Source organism: Kitasatospora purpeofusca (assembly GCF_034043715.1).
Classification (GTDB): domain Bacteria; phylum Actinomycetota; class Actinomycetes; order Streptomycetales; family Streptomycetaceae; genus Kitasatospora; species Kitasatospora purpeofusca_A.
Map to the genome: position 1 here is coordinate 41,404 of NZ_JAXCLC010000032.1, position 19,711 is coordinate 61,114.

Genomic DNA, 19,711 nt, shown 5'->3' on the forward strand with positions numbered 1-19,711 from the left:
CGGTGCCCGACCAGCACGCCCCTGCCCGGCTCCCGCCCCGCACGGCGCTGATCCGGATCGGCACCCCGGCGGCCGACGGCAGCGGCCATCCGACCCTGCTCGCCCTCGGTGGCGGCGACCCGTCGGGCGCTGTCCACCACGGCCGCCCGCTCCCGGACGGCTTCCTCGACCAGAATCAGCTCCGCGCCTGCCGGGAGCTGTTCGACCCGGACACCCCGATGTCCGAAGCCGTCCGTACGGCCGGCGGGCTGCTCGGCGACGCGCTCCTCGCGGCCGACCTGCTGGATCCCTGGTTCGACGCGATCCGAAAGTGCCACGCCGACGGCCGCCCCGCCCACACCCTGCTTGACATTCGGTGCCCGCGCCTGCGCACCCTCCCCTGGGAGTTGGTCGCCGCCCCCGGGGACCCCGTCCCGCTCTGCGTCGGCGTCGGCCCCGGGCTCACGTTCGCCCGGCTGCTGCGGCCCGCGTCCGCCCTCCTGAACACCCGGCTCGACCCGCTCCACCTGCCGCTGCGCCTGCTCGTGGTGATCGGCGACACCGATCCCCGGCTCGGTGCGGAGAAGGAGGCAGGACGGATCCGCGCCGGGTTGACCGAGCCGTTCGGGGAATGGCACGTCGAGGTGGTGCGGACCCCGACCTCGGACGAACTCGCCTCGCGGCTCGCGGATCTGACTCCGCACGTCCTTCACTTCATCGGCCACCAGCAGCGTGACGGTACGGGCGCGGGTGTGCTCACCGTGCGCCCGCCCCACCAGGAGCCGTGGGACATCACCGGCGCTACCGTGCACGGCGTGCTCACCGCCCACGTGCCTCGCCTGGTCGTGCTGAACGCCTGCGACACCGCCGGCCACGCCGCCGAACCGCTGCTCACCGGCCTGATGAGCAGCGGCGTCGCTGCGGTGGTCGGGATGAGCGGCGGCATCGAGTCCGGACCGGCAGGGCGCTTCGCCGAGGAGTTCTACGCCGCCCTCGGCCGGGCCGAGACCGTCGACCGCGCCGTCCTCACCGCCCGCCAGGCCCTGCTGCGCGCCGACCTCGCCCGGGTGGACTGGGCCCGCCCGGTGCTCGTGGTCCGGGACACCCGGGACACCGTCCTCACCCGTCTGCCCGCGTTGCGCGTGGCGAACGAGACCGACAAGCGCTTCGCGCACAAGCGGTGGAACCTCCGGTACGCCGTCGACCGGGTCACCGAGCGGCGCGCGCTCTTCGACGGCTTCGCGCCGACCGGGCCGGACGCCCCGGTCACCGTCGTCACCGGCGGCCCCGGGACCGGAAAGGCCACCCTGGTCCGCTCCGTCCTGCACACCTGGTACCGCAACGGCGCCCTGACGCTCTGGACCGACCTGGAGGAGGTCGGCCGCACCGCCACCTGGCTCGACCTCGCGCTCAAGGTGGTCGACCGGCTCGGCGAGGCCGCGCCCGGCCACCCGCAACTCCGCCTCCTGGAACACCGGCTGGCCCAGTTGCACACCCAGTGGGCCACCGACGACAAGGAGCCCCTTCTCACCCTCGGGCCCGACCGGATCTGGCAGGACTTCGTTCCCGGCAACAGTGTCGGCCACCTCGCCGACCGCCGTCACACCGCACTGCGCCACCTGGCGGACGCGCTCCTCCGGATCGGCTCGGAGACCGGCCTCGTCCTCGCGCTCAGGAGCCTCGGTGCTCTGGAACACCTGACCGTTCAGCAACTGCTGGTCCCGCACCTGGTGGAACCACTGGCCGCCCAGGCCGGCGGACGCGCCAAGGTGGTCCTGGTCGCGAACGAGGAGGAGGCAGAACTGGTGCCGTTCCCGCTGTCCGACACCGCACGGTGGATCACCCTCAAGACCTTCGCTGCCGACGATCTCGACGCGGCGGTCGGCGACTACGGCAGGGCCCACGACCTGTCCGACGACGAAGCGCTCAGGTTCGCCAGGATCACGGACATCTACCGGGAGCAGCACGGAGGCCTGGTGCCCGATCAGCTCAGGACCGCGATGGGCTTTAGAGACAGGGTGGGGCGGCGATGACGGACCGTCCGGCCGATTCGTTCCTCGAGCTCGGTGATCGCCTGGAGCGGGGCGAGCCACTGGAGCGGATCCTGCTCGACCGGATCGGACCCGAGTGGCGCGAGGTCCTGCGCCACTGCAGCGTCGTCCCCGACTTCACCCAGGACCTCTACGGTGCCGTCCTGTGCCCCGCGCCCGGCGGACCCACCGTCGCCGAACTGCTCGACCACGGCCTGCTCGAACACACCGCCCGCCCCGGGCACTACCGTATCGCCGAGCTGCTGCGCTTCGCCTGCTGGGACTCCTGGTGGCACGACAGCCCCGTCCCGGCCACGACCGCTCCGGAGCCGCTGCGGAACCTCGCGGTGCGGCTGGCCGGTGCGTACGCGGCGGCCGAGGACGAGCCGGGACGGCTGCGTCTCCTCGCCATCGCCGGCGACCTCGACGCCGACGCCTTCCGCACCGCCTTCGACGCGGCCGACCGACGGTTCGACCTGGCCCGCTGCCAGGACCTCGTCAACGCGGTGTCCGACCCCCAGGTAACTCCGTTGCTCCGGCCCGACCTCGGCCGGACCGTCGCCGAGGCCGCCGCCAGGGCCAGGGCACGCGCGCTGTGGCGACCGGCCTACCACCAGTCCGCCGGCTACTTCCCGCGGCCACGGGTGGAGGAGCCGTTGCGGACCCTGCTCACGTCCGACGACCGTCGGCCACTGCGCATCCACGCCACCGGCGGCTCCGGCAAGTCCATGCTGCTGCGCTGGTTCATGGCCCGGCACTGCCAGGACCGGCCGGTGCCGGTTCCCTGTGCCTACCTGGACTTCGACCACACCGACCCGGCCCTTGCTGTCACCCATCCGTGGCTGCTCGTCCTGGAGGCCGCCGAGCAGCTCAACGGCCAACTGCTCGAATCGCCGTTCGACGCGTTCCTCGCCACCTACCGGAAGGAACTCGCCGCGCTCCCGCGCAACCGCAGCCGGGCCGCCGACGCCTTCCTGTCGGTCCAGATCGTCGGACGGCGTACGGCAGTTGTCGCCGACTTCGCCGCCGTCCTCAGCGAGACCCTCGACCGCCAAGCCACACGTGCCGTCCTGGTGCTCGACACCTTGGAAGAGGTCCTGCTCCGGGACGGCGCACGACTCGGAGAGCTCACGGCCATGCTCAACGGGCTCGCGGGGCGGGTCCACGGCCTGCGAATCGTCCTCTCCGGCCGCTACGACCTGGGCGACGCCTTGCCGCTTCCGGCCCGCGTCCTGCGGCTCGACCCGTTCGATGAGGAGGAGTCCGACGCCTATCTGCGCGACGTCCGCGCCGTCGGCGAGCCGGAGCTGCGCCGGGCGATGAGCGAGAGCAGCGCGGGCCTGCCCTACACCCTCGCCCTCTTCGCCGATCTCGCCGAGGACCTCACCCCCGAGCAGATCCGCTCGGCCTCCGGGCCCGGGCTGCTCTACGCCATCGACCGCGTCCTCGAACGCGTCCACGACGACCGCCTCCGCTGGCTGTTGCGGTACGGGGTGATCCCCCGGCGGCTGTCCCTGCGGATCGTCCGCGAGGTGATGCTCCCGCACCTGCGCGACGGCATCCGCGGCACCGGCACGGCCGACGACCCCAGCCGGGACGACCGTCCAGTCATGCGCCTCCAGATCTTCCAGCCGGCCTTTCCCGGGTTCACAGACGGGGCCGCCGAACTCCCGGACCTCTGGGCCGCCCTCACCCGCTACGCCGGTGACTCGGTCTGGGTCGGCCGCGACCCGGCCGACCCGGAGGTGCTGGTGATTGACCGGACCGTCCGCGACCCGCTGCGCGCACTGCTCGCCGACCACACGGTGTCGAAGCTTCTCAACCGGGACCTGGCCGAGCACTTCGCGCGCCGGGCGTCCGAGGCCGAGAGTCCCCCGGAGTGGGTCCGGTGGACGGTGGAGGAGTTCTACCACCGCTTCGCGGAGGATCAGGAGAACGGTGCGGAGGCCTGGGCCCGGCTGATCGGTGAACCCCGCTTCGACGCGCCGGACCCGTCGTTGGCCGACCTGGCCCGCAGGATCATCGAGCTGAACCGCACCGGCGAGTCGACGGTCCCCCCGACCGCCCTGGCCCGGGCGGCCCTCCTCGCCTACCGGGAGCGTACGGGCAACGGGTCCGGGTTCTCCGAGGAAGAACTCACCGTCCTGGACTTGGGGACGGCCGGGATCGAGCTGGGGGACCCGGAGGTACGGCGCGCGATCGAGCTGACCGGTGCCCGCATGATGCTGCGCCGGGGTAGCCCGTCCGATGCCCGCCCACGACTCGACGCCGTGGCGCCGGAGCTCGACCTCGCCGCCCCCGTTGTCGTGGCCGAGTACCACCGCATCACCGGCGCTCTGGCCCTGGCCGAAGGGCGCGGGGACGAGGCCCAGGACGCGTTCGAGCACGCGGACCGCGTGCTGAGCCCCGACGGGGGCGAGCTCACGGCCGGGACCCTGGCCGACGTGGTGAGCCTCCTCGACGCCGGCTGGGTCGGCCACGCGGCCCGCTGGCTCCCGCGCCTGTCCGCACGGGCCGCCCCCAGGCTGTACCTGCGTCTGCTGCTCGCCACGGGCCGTCCCGCCGAGGCCCTGGAGCTGGCCGTTCGCTTTCTCCACGAACCGGACGTCCGTGAGTTGCCATTGGAACAGGCCACGTTGGCAGCACTGCGGCTGCACCGGCCCGGCGCGGTACTGGCGCTGACGGCCGAGTGGGGCGGGGAGTGGCCCGAAGGTTCGGAGCCCCGTGAGCTGTGGGTCGACGTCCAGATGACACGCGCGGCCGCGCTCGCCCTGCTCCACGCGCCCGTGGCGGCGGTGACCCGACTGACGTCGCTGGTTCTCGCCCGTATGTCGCCGAGTCCGGAGACGCTGTTGCTGCTGGCACGAGTGGCACAACTCCTCGACACGGCCGGAGGCAGCAAGGCGGAGGTGGACCGACTGCTCTCCCAGGTCGAGCAACTGGCCGACTCCCGGCGGAACCAGGTCGTGCTCCACGCACCGCCCGAGGTACTTGCCGAACTCGTCTGGTGGCCGGAGCCCTTGTGGCCCGAGCTGACCGTGCCCGGCGCCGACCGCCGTGCGGACGCACCGCCACCGGTCCGGGTCGTCTGGCTGCTGGGCGCGCTGGCGCGGGCGAACCCCGGCACCGACGAGGAACTGACGGGCGAACTGGTTGACGCGCTCGGGCCGTTGGGAAGCCCGGAGGCGCGGCTCGTCGCCCTGGAACGGCTGCATCGGGTACGCCGCAGGCTGCAGGTCTCCCGGGGGACGGCTGACCGGCTGACGGAGCTCTGCACCCCGGACGTGTGGTGGACCGAGACCCCCGATGCGGCGGCGCTCGGGCTCACCTTCGCGGAACTCCTGCGGGTCCTGGGCCGCACCCGGGAGGCCGCCGACCTGGCCCACGTGTGCGCCGAGCCGCTGGCCCGGGCGGAGCCTGCAGTCTGGTTGCCGTACCTGGCCCGCACCGCGCCCGAGGACCGGGGCCCGGCCCGGCTCCCCGAGGACCTCGCCGACGTGCTGGCGGGGTACTACGGGGAGTTCCCGGAGGCCGCCGCCGCGGTGCTGACGGACCGGGCCCTGCACGCGCTCGAGGAGGGACGGGAAGCCGACGCCCGGCACCTGGCCCCGCGCGCTTGGAGCCTGGTGGAGGACCGCCCGGCGAGCCTGACCAGGGCGCGGTGCGTGGGGGTGACGGCGACGGTCGCGGTGTGGGCGGGGCAGCCGCAGGCGGAGGTCCGGGTTCTGGCCGACCTGGCCCACGAGTTGTACCGCGAGCTGGGCCGCGAGCCCGAATCCCGCTACGTCCCCGAGTACCTCTGCGCCGGAGCCGCGGAACCGGCGGTGAGCTGGCGCGAGTCGGTCCTCAGGATCGACGGTGACCCACTCACGTCGAGGCCCGCCGGTCACCTGTCGTTCCAACTTTTCGAATCCACCGGTCCGGAAAGCCGGAGCAGGCTGGCCCAGTCCCATGGGGTTCCCTCGGACTGGACCGGCGGTCTCGACGCGCTCCAGGCCGCGCTGTCCGGTTCGGCGGCCGAGTGGGCGCGGGAGGCCGGCGTCCTGCTGGGGGCGGTACTGCCCGACCGGACCGGCCAGGTGGCGGCGGACGAGCCGGCGCCCACGGACCTCCGCCTGGAGGCTGCCCTCGGTCAGCAGCCCCTGCTCGCGGCGCCGTGGGAGGCCGCGACCGAGGACGGCGTCCTTCCCGTGCTCCGGCCCGACCGGGAATACGTCTACCGGGCGCTCGTCGACCACCCTGCGGAGGCGGCCGCACTTCGCCGGCTGCGGGCCCTGGAGCAGGACACGACGAGCTCCTCCCCGTCGACGGACCTCCGCGAGTTCGCCCTGAACCTCTGGAGGAGTCCGCACCAGCAGGTCCGGGTGGGTGTGCTCGCACGGCGACGGTCCCGTGACAGCTCCGAGCACACCGGCGGCCGGTCGGCGCTGCCGCCCGTCCTCCCCCTCTACGAGAACCACCGCTCCGTGCGGATGGTCGATCCGACCCGGCGGGTCGACCGTCGCGGTGTCCCCCAGCTCCTCCACATCCAGGGCAGCTTCCACAAGGAGGCGTCCGAACCGAGTGTTGGCTGGGATACCCGGGGGAAGAGCAGCGCCGCCGGACTGGGGGAGTACCTCGGCACCAGGACCGGCCCCAACCCGTTGGTGGTGCTGGAGGCGATGCACCCCGGCTCGCACCACGAGGCCATGCGCCAGCTGCTGCTGCGGAACCTGTTCGCCGCCGATCTGCTCGCCTGCGGCAGGGTCTCGGCCGTGTTGGCGATCGGCCCGTTCCTGCGACCCACGCCGGACAGTGAACGGGCCCGGCGACAGTTCGTCGAATCGCTGGTCACCGGGGCGCATCCGGCGGACGCCGTCCGGGGGCTGACGCAGGCACTGCTGCAGCAGCCCGGCCCGCCGAGCATCGCGCTGCCCGCGCTGTTCAGCGCCGTGCCCACCGATCTCCTCGTCCCCCTCTGGGCGGAGGTGCGATGACTCCCGCCGACCGGCGGCGCCGTGCCGCGCTGCTCGCCCGGGCCGACGGGCTGGCCGCCGACCTCGACCACTGGCTCGGCCTCACCGCCGACGCCGCCGCGCCGTTCCCCCACCACCACACCCAGGTGCGCGCGCTCGACGCCGCGCTGCGCCCGCTGCTCGCCCGCGTCCGGGACGGCGAACCACGCCGCTCCGACGTAGAGTTGAGCCTGATCCAGGAGGTGTGGTGCCGGTTGCGCGACGCGCTGGCCCAGCGCTGGGACGCCTCCACGGCGCCGTTCCTCGCGCTCGCCGACGACTTCGCGTGGTCCTGCTACCTGCCCGCGCTCACCGCCGCCCGGTCCGTCGCCGCCGCCGACCCGCCGGCCGCCGAACCGCCGCTGGTCCATCTCACCCGGCACGCCGTGCCGTTCGCGCTGCCCCGACCGGCAGCCGACGGGCGGCCGGCGAAGGTCGGCCAGTTGCAGCGGGCGCTTCCGGTGCCGCTGGTCGGACTGCCGTTCGCGCAGTCGCGGCACCTGCCCGAGGCCGTGCTCACGGCGCACGAGGTGGGGCACTGCGTCCTGGACGCCTTCGGTCTCGCCGATGAGTTGGGCGACCTGCTGCGGCGGACCACAGCGGGTGCCACGTGGTGGACGGACCGGCTGCACGAGGTGTTCGCCGACCTCTGGGGGACGCTCTGCGCGGGCTCCGGATTCGCCTTCATCCTGGCCGATTTCGTGGCGCTGACCCCGGGCGGTCCGCCGAGCGACCGCTATCCGGTGCCGAAGGTCCGGGTGGCGCTGGTCGCGGACACCCTGGCCGAGGCCGGGCACGAGGACGCCGCGGCGGAACTGCGCGCCCTCTGGAACGGGCAGGTGGCGGCGAGCGATGCCGCGCCCGACGTGCTGCGGCCGACCGTCCGCACACTGCTCACCACCCCGCTCGACGGGCTCGGCGGCAGCACCCTGCTCGGCCTCTTCCCCGTCGTCCCCGACGCGCTGCTCCGCGCGACGGCCGACGCCCTGCTCCGCCGTGCTCCCCTCCCGCCCGGGGCCGCGGCGGGCGCCGGGCTCCTCGTCCCGGCCGCGGCCCTGGCGTTCCACGCCGACCCCGACCGCTACACGACCGTCGTCACCACCCTCACCGAGCGGGTCCACGACCGGGCCGCCGCGCACCGGGAGCGCGGTGTCCGCGGCTCGGACGGCCCCGTCCCCGCCGAGGCTCCGGAGGCCCGGGGCGCCCGGGCCGCCGCCTGCCTGACCGACCTTCTCGACGCCTGGTGACGATCGGTCGGTCCTGTGGTGGACGGTGTCGAGAGGCGAGGGCGGGGGGTGAAGGAACCGGACGGTTCGAACAGTGACCAATTGAACAGACTTGAACGGTTGGCAACAATCCCGGTCATCTCCTGACGGTTCGTCAATCGACCTTCTACGCTTCGGGCGATCCGGACGGTCCCCCCGGGTCGCCCGGAAAGCCCGGTGCGGCCGTGAAGCGTCCGGATCCGACGATCCCGACGAGTCTGGAGATCCCGTGACAACACGCCCGTCCCCGCGCCGGTTCTTAACGGCCGTGGCCGCCGTCGGCGCGGCCACGGCCGCCTTGCTGGCCCAGCCCGGTGCCGCGTCCGCCGACACCACGGGCGGCGCCGCGGCCGCCGGGCGGCCGCCCGCGGTGTCGGCCACCGTCACCGTCGCCCCGTACCCGGCGGGCGTCGCGGTGACCCCGGACGGCGCCCGGGTGTACGTGACCAGCCAGGGCAGCGGCACGGTCACCGTCCTGGCCACCGCCACCGGCACGGTCGCCGGCAGCTTCACCGCCGGCACCGGCTCCTACGCCGCCGCCGTCGCGCCGGACGGCCGGCACGCCTACCTCACCCACCACCTCGACGGCACGGTCAGCGTGGTCGACACCGCCACCGGCACGGTCGCCGCCACCGTCCCGGTCGGCGCCGGCGCCTTCGGCGTGGCGGTCGCCCCCGACGGCGCCCACGCCTATGTGACCAACGCCGAGGCCGGGACGGTCAGCGTGCTGGACACCGCGAGCGCGACGGTCACCGCCACCGTCCCGGTCGGCGCCGAGCCGCACGGCGTGGCCGTCTCCCCGGACGGCGCGTCCGTGTACGTCGCCGCCTCCGGTGACCAGCGGGTCGACGTGATCGACACCGCCACCGCCACGGTCGGCGCCTCGATACCGGTGGGCCACGGCGTGTTCGGCCTCGCCCTCGCTCCCGACGGCTCCCGGCTGTGGACCGCCAACGGCGGCGACTCCACCGTCAGCGCGGTGGACACCGCGCACCGGACCGTCGCCGCCACCGTCCAGGTCGGCACCAACCCGTACGCGGTGGCCGCCGCCCCCGACGGCCGGTCCCTCTACGCGAGCAACTACGCGGACAGCACGCTCACCGCGATCGACGCCGCCACCGGCACCGTCACCGGCACCGTCCAGGTCGGCGCGAGCCCGTTCGGCCTGGCCGTCACGCCCGACAGCAGGCACGGCTACCTGGCCGACTTCGACGGGTCCGCCGTCAGCGTCCTCGACTTCCCGCCGCCCGCGCCGGTGGTCACGGGCGTCAGCCCGGCCACGGGCCCGCAGGCCGGTGGCACGGCGGTCACCGTGACCGGCACCGACCTGGCCGGCGCGACCGCGGTGGGCTTCGGCGCCGCCGGCAACGCCGCGTCGTTCTCCTGCACCGCGACCTCCTGCACCGCCACCGCGCCGGCCTCGTCGGTCGCCGGGACGGTCGACGTCCGGGTCACCACGGCGGGCGGCACCAGCGCCGTCGTGCCCGCCGACCGTTTCGGCTACCTCGCGCCGACCGCCGACGCCGCCGTCGCGCTCGCCGCCTCCCCGGTGTCCGGCCTGTTGGGCGGCCGGGTCGACTACACGCTGACGGTGACCGGCCGGGGCCCCGACCCGGTGACCGCCGCCACCGTCACGGCCGCGCTGCCGAGCGGCATGATCGCCACCAGCGGTGACTGCGTCATCGCCTCGGGCCGGCTGACCTGCGCGATCGCCGGGCCGCTGGCCGTCGGTGCGAGCGTCACCCGGCACTTCACCGTGCAGGTGGGCCTGTTCGACCTCGGCCGGACCTTCGCCGTCACCACCGCCCGGACCGCCGGCGCCCCGGCCGACCCGGTGCCCGGCAACGACTCGGCGAGCCGTAGCTGCAAGGTGGCGCTGCTCCAGATCACCTGCGGCTGACCCCCTCCCGCCTGATCCGTTACGGGCCTGCCCCCGGGGTTCCGCACCCAGGGGGCAGGCCCGAGCCACGACCCGTACTGGACGGAACGTCCAGTCTGGACGTACAGTCCAATCATGACCTCCGAGACCCCCGACCCGCGCCTGCGCGCCTGGGCCCCCGCCTGCCAGGCGGTGGCCCTGCTGCTCGGGCCCTATGCCGAAGTGGTGCTGCACGACGCCGCCCGCGACGAGGTCCTCGCCATCTGGAACCCGATGGGCGGGCGCGGGCCGGGCGACCCCTCGCTGCTCGGCGAACTGGACGCCCTGGACCAGGCCGCCCCCGACGTCTACGGCCCCTACCCGAAGCTGCTGCCCGACGGCCGGCGGCTCTCCTCGGTCAGCGCGGTGCTCCGCGACGAGGACGGCCGACCCGCCGCCGTCCTGTGCGTCAACCTCGACCGGGGACCGCTCGAACACGCCGCCGCCCTGCTCGCCGCCTTCGCCGCGCCGACCGCCCCCCGCCCCGAACCGCTGTTCGAGCAGGACTGGACCGAGCGGATGAACGAGGTCGTCGGCGACTATGTGCGCGCCCACGGCCGGCCCCTGGAGCGGCTCGGGCGCGAGGACCGGCTCGCCGTGCTCCGCGAGCTCGACCGGGCCGGGGTGCTCGCCGTCCGGCGCGCGGTCCCGGCCGTCGCCACGGCGCTGCGGGTGTCCCGCTCCACCGTCTACACCCTGCTCGCCGAATTGCGGGAGACCCCTGGGGCAGCCGACGGCTCAGGGGTGCCCGACGCACCCGAGACCTCCGGGCCGGCCGACGACCCGGGCGTGCCCGGCGCACCCGAGACCTCCGGCCCGCCTGCCCGCCGGGCCGACTGACCCCCACCGACGAAGGAGACCCGCCATGACCCGGCTCCCCGACTTCCGCCTGGAGACGTACTTCTCGCGCTGGGAGTTCACCGCCCGCCACCACCTCACGGCCTCCGACGCGCAGACCATGGCGATGTCCGAACTCCTCGCCCTCGCCGACCCGGAGGACCGCCACGCCTGGGACACCCTCGCGCTCGGCTACACCGAGACCTTCGGCGACCCGGCCCTGCGCGAGGCGATCGCCGGACTCTACGAGCGGGCCGACGCGGATGACGTGATCTGCTTCGGCGGCGCTCAGGAGGGGCTCAACCTGGCGATGCAGGTGCTGCTCGGCCCCGAGGACCACGCCGTGGTGCTCACGCCGAACTACCAGTCCGCCGAGAGCATCCCGATGTCCCTCTGCGAGGTCACCGGGGTCGCCCTCGACCCCGGCCGCGACTGGGCGCTCGACCTCGACGAACTCACCGCCGCGCTGCGCCCCAACACCCGGGTGGTGTCCGTCAACTTCCCCAACAACCCCACCGGGGCGGTGATCGACGCCGCCGACTTCGTCCGGCTGGCCGAGATCTGCGACGAGCGCGGCATCCACCTCTTCAGCGACGAGGTCTACCGGGGCCTGGAGCGCGACCCGGCCCGCGCGCTGCCCCAGGCCGTCGACCTGTCCGAGCGCGGCCTCTCGCTCAACGTCACCTCCAAGTCGCTCGGCCTGCCCGGCCTGCGGATCGGCTGGATCGCCTGCCGCGACCGGGAGTTGCGCGGACGGCTGGAGCGCGCCAAGCACTACACCACCATCTGCAACGCCGCTCCCAGCGAGGTCCTCGCCAGGATCGCGATCAAGGCACGCGAGTCGATCCTGGCCCGCAACCGGGCGATCCTCGCGGCCAATCTGCCGCTCTTCGACGAGTTCTTCGCCCGCTTCGACGGCCTGTTCGAGTGGCGTGCCCCGGACGGCGGCTGCGTCGCCTATCCGCGCTACCTGGGCGCGGAAGGCGTCGAGGCGTTCTGCACCGGGCTGGTCGAGGAGGCCGGCGTCCTGCTGCTGCCGGCCTCCGTCTTCCGTTCGGAGCTGACGCCGACGCCCGCCGACCGGTTCCGGATCGGCCTCGGCCGCCGCGACCCGGCCCCCGCGCTGGACGCCTTCGCCGCCTGGTTGAAGGGCCGGTACTGAGGCCTCGTCCCTGGGACGTCGTCAGCGCGCGGCCGGGCCCGCCTCGGCCTCCGCCTCCGCCTCTGTCGCCGGTGACGGTGACGGGGCCGGGGCCGCTTCCGCCGAGGACTCCCGACGGGCGGCCTTGGCACGGTACTTCAGCCCGAGCAGCGCCCCCGGCAGGCCGTGCGGCACCAGCCAGGAGACGTCCTCCCGGTCCACCGCGTCGAAGCGGTACTTGTACGGCTCGGTGCCGCGCAGGAAGTCGAAGGTGCTCAGCCCCTGCCCGGCGGCCGCCCGGACCGCCTCGGCGATCACCGCCGTGCCGAGCCGCAGCGGCGCCCAGCTCTGGTCCCAGCCGATCTGGTAGTAGGCGAAGGTGTCCCGCCACTGGAACCCGTAGAGCACGCCGACCACTTCGCCCGCCCGCTCCGCGACCAGGAACGCCGGGCCCTCGCCGCGTCCGGTGTCGGCCGCCCGTTCGATCACCCGCAGGTGCAGCGGCGCCCTGGCCTCGTCGAAGGTGGTCGGCCGGCCCAGCGCGGCCCGGCGCAGCCGGTGCAGCCGGACGGCGGTGTGCAGGAGCTCGAAGCGTTCCGGGAGTTCGGCCGCCGCGAGGGCGGGCGGCACCCACCGGAAGGTGATCCCCTCGGCCGCCAGCTTCCGGCCGTAGCGGCGCAGATTGGCGCGGAACCGGCGGCTCCCCAGCGCCTCCGGACCGGCCGCCAGATCGGCGCGCGGGCACGCGGTGCGCCCGATCTGCACCGCGCCGGGCGGCAGCAGGTCGGCCTGTCCGGGATCCAGGTCGGTGAGCAGCAGGCTCGTCCGCCGCCCGCGCCGGGCGAGCCAGTCGGCCACCTCGGCGCGGCGGTGCGGTGCGACGACGAAGCCGCAGTGGTCGGCCGCGCCCGCGCCGGAGCCGAGCACCGTCAGGCAGGGGACGGGCAGCGGCGCGCGCGGGTGGAGCCGTTGGACGGTGCGCAGCAGGGGCAGCACGGCGTCGATCCGGCCGTCCCCGTCCCGCCACACCACGATCTCGCCGTCACCGGCGGTCGCGCCCAGCGTCTCCCACCAGGCGAGCGTCCACTCCGGGGTGCTGAACCACGCGCCGCCGGCCTCGCCCGCCGCCAGTTCGCGCCAGCCGTCGACCAGCTCCGCCGGGAGCGCGGGCGTCCGGTGGCGGACGGGCACCGCGCGCGCCGTGGCCGGCCTCCGATGCGCCGCCCCGACCCCTTCGACTCCCAAGTCTCCTGCCCCCAAGTCTCCTGTCCGCACGCCTGTGCCTCCAGGTCTCCGCCGCCCCGGTGCGCCGCCGGTCGGCGCTCCGGTCGCGGTCAGGTCCGTATTCTCCCGGATTCCCGGCCCCGGGTGACGCGGTTCGGTCTGCTCCCTGCCGTTACCGGGCTTCACCGGCGCAGGAGTTGGCGGGCAGGGCCGCAGGCGGTCAGTGGCCGCCGCGCAGGTGGTGCACGGCGGGGTGGAGCCCGGACAGGATGGTGTCGAACCGGTCCCGGCCCGTGGTCGAGTTGACCCGCAGCCGGCTGATCCGCAGTGGGTGCGGTGGCATCAGCCGGTCGTGGCGGTGGTCGAAGAGGAAGCCGGTCCGGTAGCCGAGGCGCCGTAACTCGGCCTCGGCGCGCGGGTCCACGTTGCCGTTGGGGTAGGCGAAGGCGGTGGGTTCCGTGCCGCCGAGCCAGCCGGTGAGCGCGTCGTGCGCGCGTCGGATCTCCTCCCGTACGGTGCCGCCCTCGCAGCGGTCGAGGCACGGGTGGCCGGCGGTGTGGTTGCCTACCGCCACGCCGTTCCGGACGAGCGTCAGCAGATCGGCGGGGGTGAGCTGTTCCTGGCGGGGGGCGCGGGCCCGGGCGCTCTCCCGGAGTTCGGCCAGTGCGGCCCGGCGCTCCCCGTCGGTGAGGGCCTTCATCCGGCGGACGGCCTCGCCCGGCGGGCAGTCGGCCAGGCTGCGGGCGGTGCCGCCGTGGGCGGCGAGGAAGGCGGCCTCGGCCCACCAGAAGGGCTGGTCACCACCGATGAGGTCGGTGACCACGAAGGCGGCGGCGGGGATGCCGAGCCGGGTCAGTACGGGCAGGCCCTCGGTGAGCACGGTGCGGTCGCCGTCGTCGAAGGTGACCAGCACGCTGCGGGGCGGCAGGGCCCGGCCGGTGCGCACGGCCTCCTCGACGGCCGCGAACGGGACCGGGCGGGCGACGCGGACCAGGCGCTCCATCTGGAGCGCGAACACCCGGGGGTCGTCCACCCCGTGGTAGGCGAGGACGGCCAGCCGCCGGGTGGCGGCGAGCCGGAACAGCGGCTGGAGCGGCGAGTTGCGCAGGACGGCGTCGACGGTGGCGCGACGGCCGGCGAGCCGTGCCCTGCGCGGGCCGGTGGCCGGTGGCGCTGCCGGTGCCCCGGTCGGTGCCGGGACCGGTCTGGTGGCCGTTCCGCCGGCCGTTCCGCCGGCTGTTCCGGTGCCTGTTCCGCCGGCTGTTCCGCCGGCTGTTCCGCCGGCTGTTCCGGCGCTCGGCCCGTGCGCGGTCCCGGTCGAACGTGCCGTCCCCTCGGGCATGGACACGCTCCCCCCTCCTCCCCGTGTGATGCTGCGGCGGCGGGGGTGGAACGCGTCGCACGGGCAGTTCCGGCCGTTCGGCACAGGGTCTGCCCGGTGGGCGGCCCGCCCCGTCCACGAATTCCCAAGATAGTGCAAAGACCCATGCTCCGAACCGGGTTGTGCGGTGCGAACGGGCTCCGGTGAGAGGTTGGCGAATTCGGTTCCGCGCCGGCGGCCTGTGCGACGGCTGGGAGCATCCTGAGCGATTGCCGGTGGTGATTGCCGGTGGGAGCGGGGACGGGTGCCGCTGCGAGGGAAGCGGTCCGGCCGCCGGTTGCGGACCCGGCGGCCGGCCGTGGCCGGGGCTGCGGGGCCCCGACCGCGTCACCCCTTCCTCGCCCGACGGGGCCTCAGAAGGGGTAGGTGCAGGTGGTCACCTGCTGCGCGGCCTCCAGGGCCGGGCCGGCGGTGGCGCAGACCATCTTGAGGTCGCCGGTGACCACGCGGGGGGTCACGGCCTTGGCGGAGCCCTGGGTGACGGTGGTCGCCGAGGCGGCGGGCAGCCACGGGCTGCCCCAGGCGCGCTGGGTGCGCACCTCGACCTTGACTATCGTCAGCTGCCCGGGGTCGGCGGACACCTGGGCGACGCCGACGACTCCTCCGCCGTCCTTTTCCTGCCAGACGCACGGCTGGTTCAGCACCGTAGTACAGGAGACGCCGCCCGCCCCGTTCGTGACCGAGGTCGTGCTCCCGGCGGTGACCGTCGCGGCCGAAGCCGGAGCGACCGTGGCCGCCATGATCCCTGCCGCCGCGACCATCAGAGCTGCGATACGAGCGTTCATGATGTCAACCTCCTTGGAATGAAAGGGAATCTCACTCTGTGGGATGAGTCTTGCACAAAATATGGATGTGCTCCGTGTGTGCTGCATCACACTCATGGTGACCGCTCAACTACACTTTGCAATCTCACCAGTGACCTCACGATTACCGTCGGGTGTCACTGCGCCGACGAACGGGTGCCGGCCCCCGGTCCGCCGCCCGAAGCCGCCCGCCCCCGCTCATCCCGGGCAACTCCTGCGCCACGATGCGTCCTTCACTCGTTCGAGTGGGCCTTGCGCCCATAGGTCGTTCGGGCAGCTACGATCGGGCCGACCCCCGGAGGTGACCTGGATGAACACGGTCATCGTGCAGTTGCCCGACCCCCGCCCGCCGGTACGAGCCGACCGCCGGTTCGCCCGGCTGCCGAAGCCGCCCCGCAGTGCCCCGCCCGACCGACCGGCCCTGTTGCACCTCGGGCCGGGCGACAGCGTGGAGTTCGGGCGCGGCGAGCCCGGTCGGCCGCTCGCCGTGCCGATCCCCGACCTCGGCGTGTCGCGCCGGGCCGGCGAGATCACGGCCGCCGAGGACTACTGGCGGCTCTCCAACTTCAGTGCCACCGCGACCTATGTCGTCGAGAACCTCGAAGGCGCGGGCGAGCACGTCAAGGTCGCGCCCGGGCGGCTCGGCGCGCCGGTGCCGTTCGAGTTCTCCAGGGTGCTGCTCCCGGCCCTCGGCGAGCCGGTCGCGTTCAAGGTCTTCGCGCCCCAACACGCCTATCTTGCAAGCTGGTCGGAGGGCGTGGTGGGCGCGGCCGGCGGTGGCGCGCCGGGGACCGGGTGCAGCGAGCCGACGGTCAGCCCGTTCGCCCTGGACCCGGGCGCCAAGTACTTCCTCGTCCTGCTCGCGCTCTGCGAGCCGCGCCTGCGCTCGCCCTCCGCGGCGGCCGTCCCCGGCGTCAGCGAGGTGCTGGCCCGGCTGCGCTGCCTGCCCTCCTGTCGCGACCTCACCCGGTCGGCCGTCAACTACCACATCGACTACCTGGTCGGCAGCAAGCTCCGGCTGCGCGACCCGGCGGAGCCGGTCGACCCCGGGGGAGCCGGCGCCGGCGGCAAACGCGAGGAACTCGTGGCGCTGGCACTGAGGTTCGACCTGGTGCGGGAGGAGCACCTGGTGCTGCTCCCGCCCCGGCGCGGCGGGTGACCGGGCGGTGGCGCCACGCGCGGTGGACCCGCCCGGAGCCCGGCCGTCCGGGGGCGGGGCGGGGTTCGCGGTTCCGGTGGGCTATCCGGTCGGGGGCTACCTGGTCGGCGAGCGGATCGGGGCCGGCGGCTGGGGCAGTGTGCACGCCGCCCGCGCGGCCGACCCGGATCGCGCGGCGGGCGGCGAACCCGTCGAAGTGGCGGTCAAGTTCCTCCGTTCGGGACGGCTCGGTCCGGGGCAGCGGCAGGCCGTCGCCCAGGCCGCCCGCAGCGAGATCCGGTTCAGCCGCCTGGCCGACCACCCGCACCTGATCCGCACCTTCGCCGTGCTCACCCTCACCGACCCGGACCGTCCCGAACTCGACGGCGCCGTCGCCCTGGTGATGGAACGCGCCGCGCGCAGCCTGCACGACCTCCTGGCCGGCGCCCGGCCGCCGCACCCGCCGCCGGGCGCCGAGCGGATCCTGGCCGAGGTCGCCGCCGGGCTCAGCCACATGCACGGCTCCGGCTGGGTGCACGGGGACCTCAAGCCCGGCAACGTCCTGCTGATGGACGACGGCACCGCCAAGCTCGCCGACTTCGGGCTGACCGCGGAACTGGAGGGCACCCACGCGTACGCCCCGCCGCTGGGCTCGCCGGACCACGTGCCGCCCGAGTGGTGGTCCGAGCGGACCGGCGCGCGAGGGGCGGCGCTCCGCCCGAGCGCCGACCTGTGGGCCTACGGCGTCCTCGCCCACCAGGTGCTGACCGGCGGACTGCACCCCTTCCTCGGTGCCACCGCCCGCGCGCGCTCGCTGGCCGCGGTCGCCTACGCGCGCGGCAGCGCCCCGCTGCGGCTCGACGCCGCGCTGCCGGAGCGGTGGCGGCCGCTGGTCACCGCCTGCCTGACGGCCGACCGGCGGCGGCGCGCGCAGCTGGACCTGGCCGACCTGCTCGCCGGTGCCCTGGGTGGTGGCGGTGGCGGTGGGGGTGGGGGTGGGGGCGGCGGTGGGGGTGGCTGTGGCGGTGGTGGGGGTGCCGGGGTCGTGGCCCCCGCCACGCCGGGCCGCCGTCAGCGCCGGGGCCGAGCCGCCACGCGCGCGGCGCTGCTGCTCGTCGCCGCCGCGACCCTGCTCGTCACCGGAGCGCCGGAGCAGGCCGACTCCTCCGGCCCCGTGTCCGGCGGGCCCGGCCGTGCCGTCCCCGCGCGCCCCGGCTCCCTCCCGCCCGGAGCCGACGTCCCCGCCGCCCTGCGCGGCCCGATCGACGACGCCGCCCGCCGCTGCCCCGAGCCCGAGATCACCCCGGTGCTGCTGGCCGCGATGCTCAAGGCGGAGTCCGGCTTCGACCCGGCCGCCGCCCGCCCCGCCACGGGCGAGTACGGGGTGGCGATGTGGACGCCCACGGTCTTCAACGCCTGGGCGCAGGACGCCGACCACGACGGCGTCAAGAGCTATCTGGACCCGGACGACGCCATCGCCGCGATGGGCGGCTACGTCTGCTGGCTCGGCCAGCGGTTCAAGCAGCGGGGTTTTCCCGCCGCCGAGCTGCCCGCCCTGGTGACGGCCGGCTACCGGACGAGCGACAAGACGGTCGCCGACACCGGCGGCGTCCCCGAACGGGTGAGAGCGCACGTGGCACGCGTGCTCGGCTACCTCGCCGAGTACGGCGGGAGCGGCGTGGCGGGGCCATGAGGCCGGCCCCGTGCGCCGTCTCCCCGGCGGCGCCGCCACGGAACCCGGGCTTCCGGATGGGATGCTCGGCGGCATGTTCACCAAGCTCCGACCGCTCGTCGCGCAGTGGACCACCGTCGTCCCGCTGCTGGCCCTCCTCGTCCTCGTCCTGACCTGGCACCGCGACCTCCCCGGCTGGGTGGTGGGGGTGGTGTCCTGCTTCCTGGCGGGCGCCGTGCTCGCCGCCGTGCACCACGCGGAGGTGATCGCCCACCGGGTGGGGGAGCCGTTCGGTTCCCTGGTGCTCGCGGTCGCGGTGACGGTGATCGAGGTCGCGCTGATCGTGACCCTGATGGCGGACGGCGGGGACAAGGCGTCGACGCTCGCCCGGGACACCGTGTTCGCGGCCGTGATGATCACCTGCAACGGCATTCTCGGCCTGTCCATCCTGGTCGCGGCCGTCAAGCACCGGGTGGCGGTCTTCAACGCCGAGGGGACGGGCGCGGCGCTGGCCACCATCGGGACCCTCGCCACGCTGAGCCTGGTCCTGCCGACCTTCACCACCAGCTCGCCCGGCCCCCAGTTCGCCCCGGCCCAGCTGGCCTTCGCGGCGGCCGCCTCGCTCGTGCTGTACGGACTGTTCGTGGCCACGCTGACGTTCCGGCACCGGGACTACTTCCTGCCGGTCGGCTCCGACGGCAAGGTGCTCGACGAGGAGGACCACGCCGACCCGCCGACCGCCCGCGCCATGGTGTTCAGCCTGGTGATGCTCGGGGTGGCGCTGATCTCGGTGGTGGGTCTGGCCAAGGGCGTGTCGCCGACCATCGAGTCGGCGGTCGACTCGGCGGGGCTGCCGTCCTCGGTCGTCGGTGTGGTGATCGCCCTGCTGGTCCTGCTGCCGGAGACCATCGCGGCCCTGCGCGCCGCCACCCGCAACCGGGTGCAGACCAGCCTCAACCTGGCGCTCGGCTCGGCCCTCGCGAGCATCGGCCTGACCATCCCGGCGGTGGCGATCGCCTCGCACTGGCTCGCCGGTCCGCTGGTCCTCGGCCTCGACGCCTCGCACCTGGTGCTGCTGGTGCTCACCCTCGTCGTCGGCACCCTCACGGTCATCCCGCGCCGCGCCACCCCGCTCCAGGGCGCGGTGCACCTGGCGATCCTGGCGGCGTACGTGGTGCTGGCGATCAGCCCCTGAGCGCCGCCCGCCGTCCGCCGCCCGCCGTCCGCCGCCCGCCGTCCGCCGCCCGCCGTCCGCCGCCCGCCGTCCGCCGTCCGCGTCCGCCGCCCGCCCGCCCGCCGTTCGTCCGCACAGGCCGGAGCGGCTCGGGA

At 74.7% G+C, this 19,711-nt stretch carries 12 protein-coding genes; 9 read left to right on the plus strand and 3 right to left on the minus strand.

From position 1 onward, the window contains the following. The first annotated feature begins 2 nt into the window (after positions 1 to 2). The 6 genes from SM793_RS18225 (at position 3) to SM793_RS18250 (ending at position 12,185) form a co-directional block, all read left to right on the plus strand. Positions 3 to 2,012, plus strand: a complete 2,010-nt coding sequence (locus SM793_RS18225) for a CHAT domain-containing protein (RefSeq protein ID WP_320439257.1) — start codon at positions 3 to 5, stop codon at positions 2,010 to 2,012. Then, positions 2,009 to 6,985: a hypothetical protein gene (locus SM793_RS18230; RefSeq protein ID WP_320439258.1), complete on the plus strand. Its 4,977-nt coding sequence runs from the start codon at positions 2,009 to 2,011 to the stop codon at positions 6,983 to 6,985. The genes SM793_RS18225 and SM793_RS18230 overlap by 4 nt, the downstream gene beginning before the upstream one ends. Next, positions 6,982 to 8,250, plus strand: coding sequence for a hypothetical protein (locus SM793_RS18235; RefSeq protein WP_320439259.1), 1,269 nt, complete (start codon positions 6,982 to 6,984; stop codon positions 8,248 to 8,250). The genes SM793_RS18230 and SM793_RS18235 overlap by 4 nt, the downstream gene beginning before the upstream one ends. Before the next feature lie 247 nt (positions 8,251 to 8,497). Then, a complete protein-coding gene (locus SM793_RS18240) occupies positions 8,498 to 10,168 on the plus strand; it encodes a beta-propeller fold lactonase family protein (RefSeq protein WP_320439260.1) in 1,671 nt (556 codons plus the stop codon). A 114-nt stretch (positions 10,169 to 10,282) separates the two neighbouring features. Continuing rightward, positions 10,283 to 11,026 (plus strand): transcriptional regulator, encoded by a 744-nt coding sequence (locus SM793_RS18245; protein WP_320439261.1) that lies wholly within the window; start codon positions 10,283 to 10,285, stop codon positions 11,024 to 11,026. A gap of 25 nt (positions 11,027 to 11,051) precedes the next feature. Continuing rightward, complete coding sequence (locus SM793_RS18250; RefSeq protein WP_320439262.1) at positions 11,052 to 12,185, plus strand: aminotransferase class I/II-fold pyridoxal phosphate-dependent enzyme; 1,134 nt, start codon at positions 11,052 to 11,054, stop codon at positions 12,183 to 12,185. 21 nt (positions 12,186 to 12,206) lie between these two features. Here the strand turns inward: SM793_RS18250 and SM793_RS18255 are convergent, their stop codons facing one another. The 3 genes from SM793_RS18255 to SM793_RS18265 all read right to left on the minus strand — a co-directional run bounded on the left by SM793_RS18255 (position 12,207) and on the right by SM793_RS18265 (position 15,554). Beyond that, positions 12,207 to 13,355, minus strand: a complete 1,149-nt coding sequence (locus SM793_RS18255) for a GNAT family N-acetyltransferase (protein WP_320439263.1) — start codon at positions 13,353 to 13,355, stop codon at positions 12,207 to 12,209. 253 nt (positions 13,356 to 13,608) lie between these two features. Then, positions 13,609 to 14,730 (minus strand): polysaccharide deacetylase family protein, encoded by a 1,122-nt coding sequence (locus SM793_RS18260; RefSeq protein ID WP_320439296.1) that lies wholly within the window; start codon positions 14,728 to 14,730, stop codon positions 13,609 to 13,611. Between the two features lie 392 nt (positions 14,731 to 15,122). Further along, the gene (locus tag SM793_RS18265; protein WP_320439264.1) at positions 15,123 to 15,554 is read right to left on the minus strand and encodes a hypothetical protein; all 432 of its coding nucleotides are present in this window, start codon (positions 15,552 to 15,554) and stop codon (positions 15,123 to 15,125) included. A gap of 328 nt (positions 15,555 to 15,882) precedes the next feature. Between SM793_RS18265 and SM793_RS18270 the strand changes: the two genes are divergently transcribed. The 3 genes from SM793_RS18270 to SM793_RS18280 all read left to right on the plus strand — a co-directional run bounded on the left by SM793_RS18270 (position 15,883) and on the right by SM793_RS18280 (position 19,577). Further along, positions 15,883 to 16,731, plus strand: a complete 849-nt coding sequence (locus SM793_RS18270) for a serine/threonine protein kinase (RefSeq protein ID WP_320439265.1) — start codon at positions 15,883 to 15,885, stop codon at positions 16,729 to 16,731. 76 nt (positions 16,732 to 16,807) lie between these two features. Then, positions 16,808 to 18,403, plus strand: a complete 1,596-nt coding sequence (locus SM793_RS18275; RefSeq protein WP_320439266.1) for a serine/threonine-protein kinase — start codon at positions 16,808 to 16,810, stop codon at positions 18,401 to 18,403. A 73-nt stretch (positions 18,404 to 18,476) separates the two neighbouring features. Continuing rightward, positions 18,477 to 19,577, plus strand: a complete 1,101-nt coding sequence (locus tag SM793_RS18280; RefSeq protein ID WP_320439267.1) for an ionic transporter y4hA — start codon at positions 18,477 to 18,479, stop codon at positions 19,575 to 19,577. Positions 19,578 to 19,711: the final 134 nt, after the last annotated feature.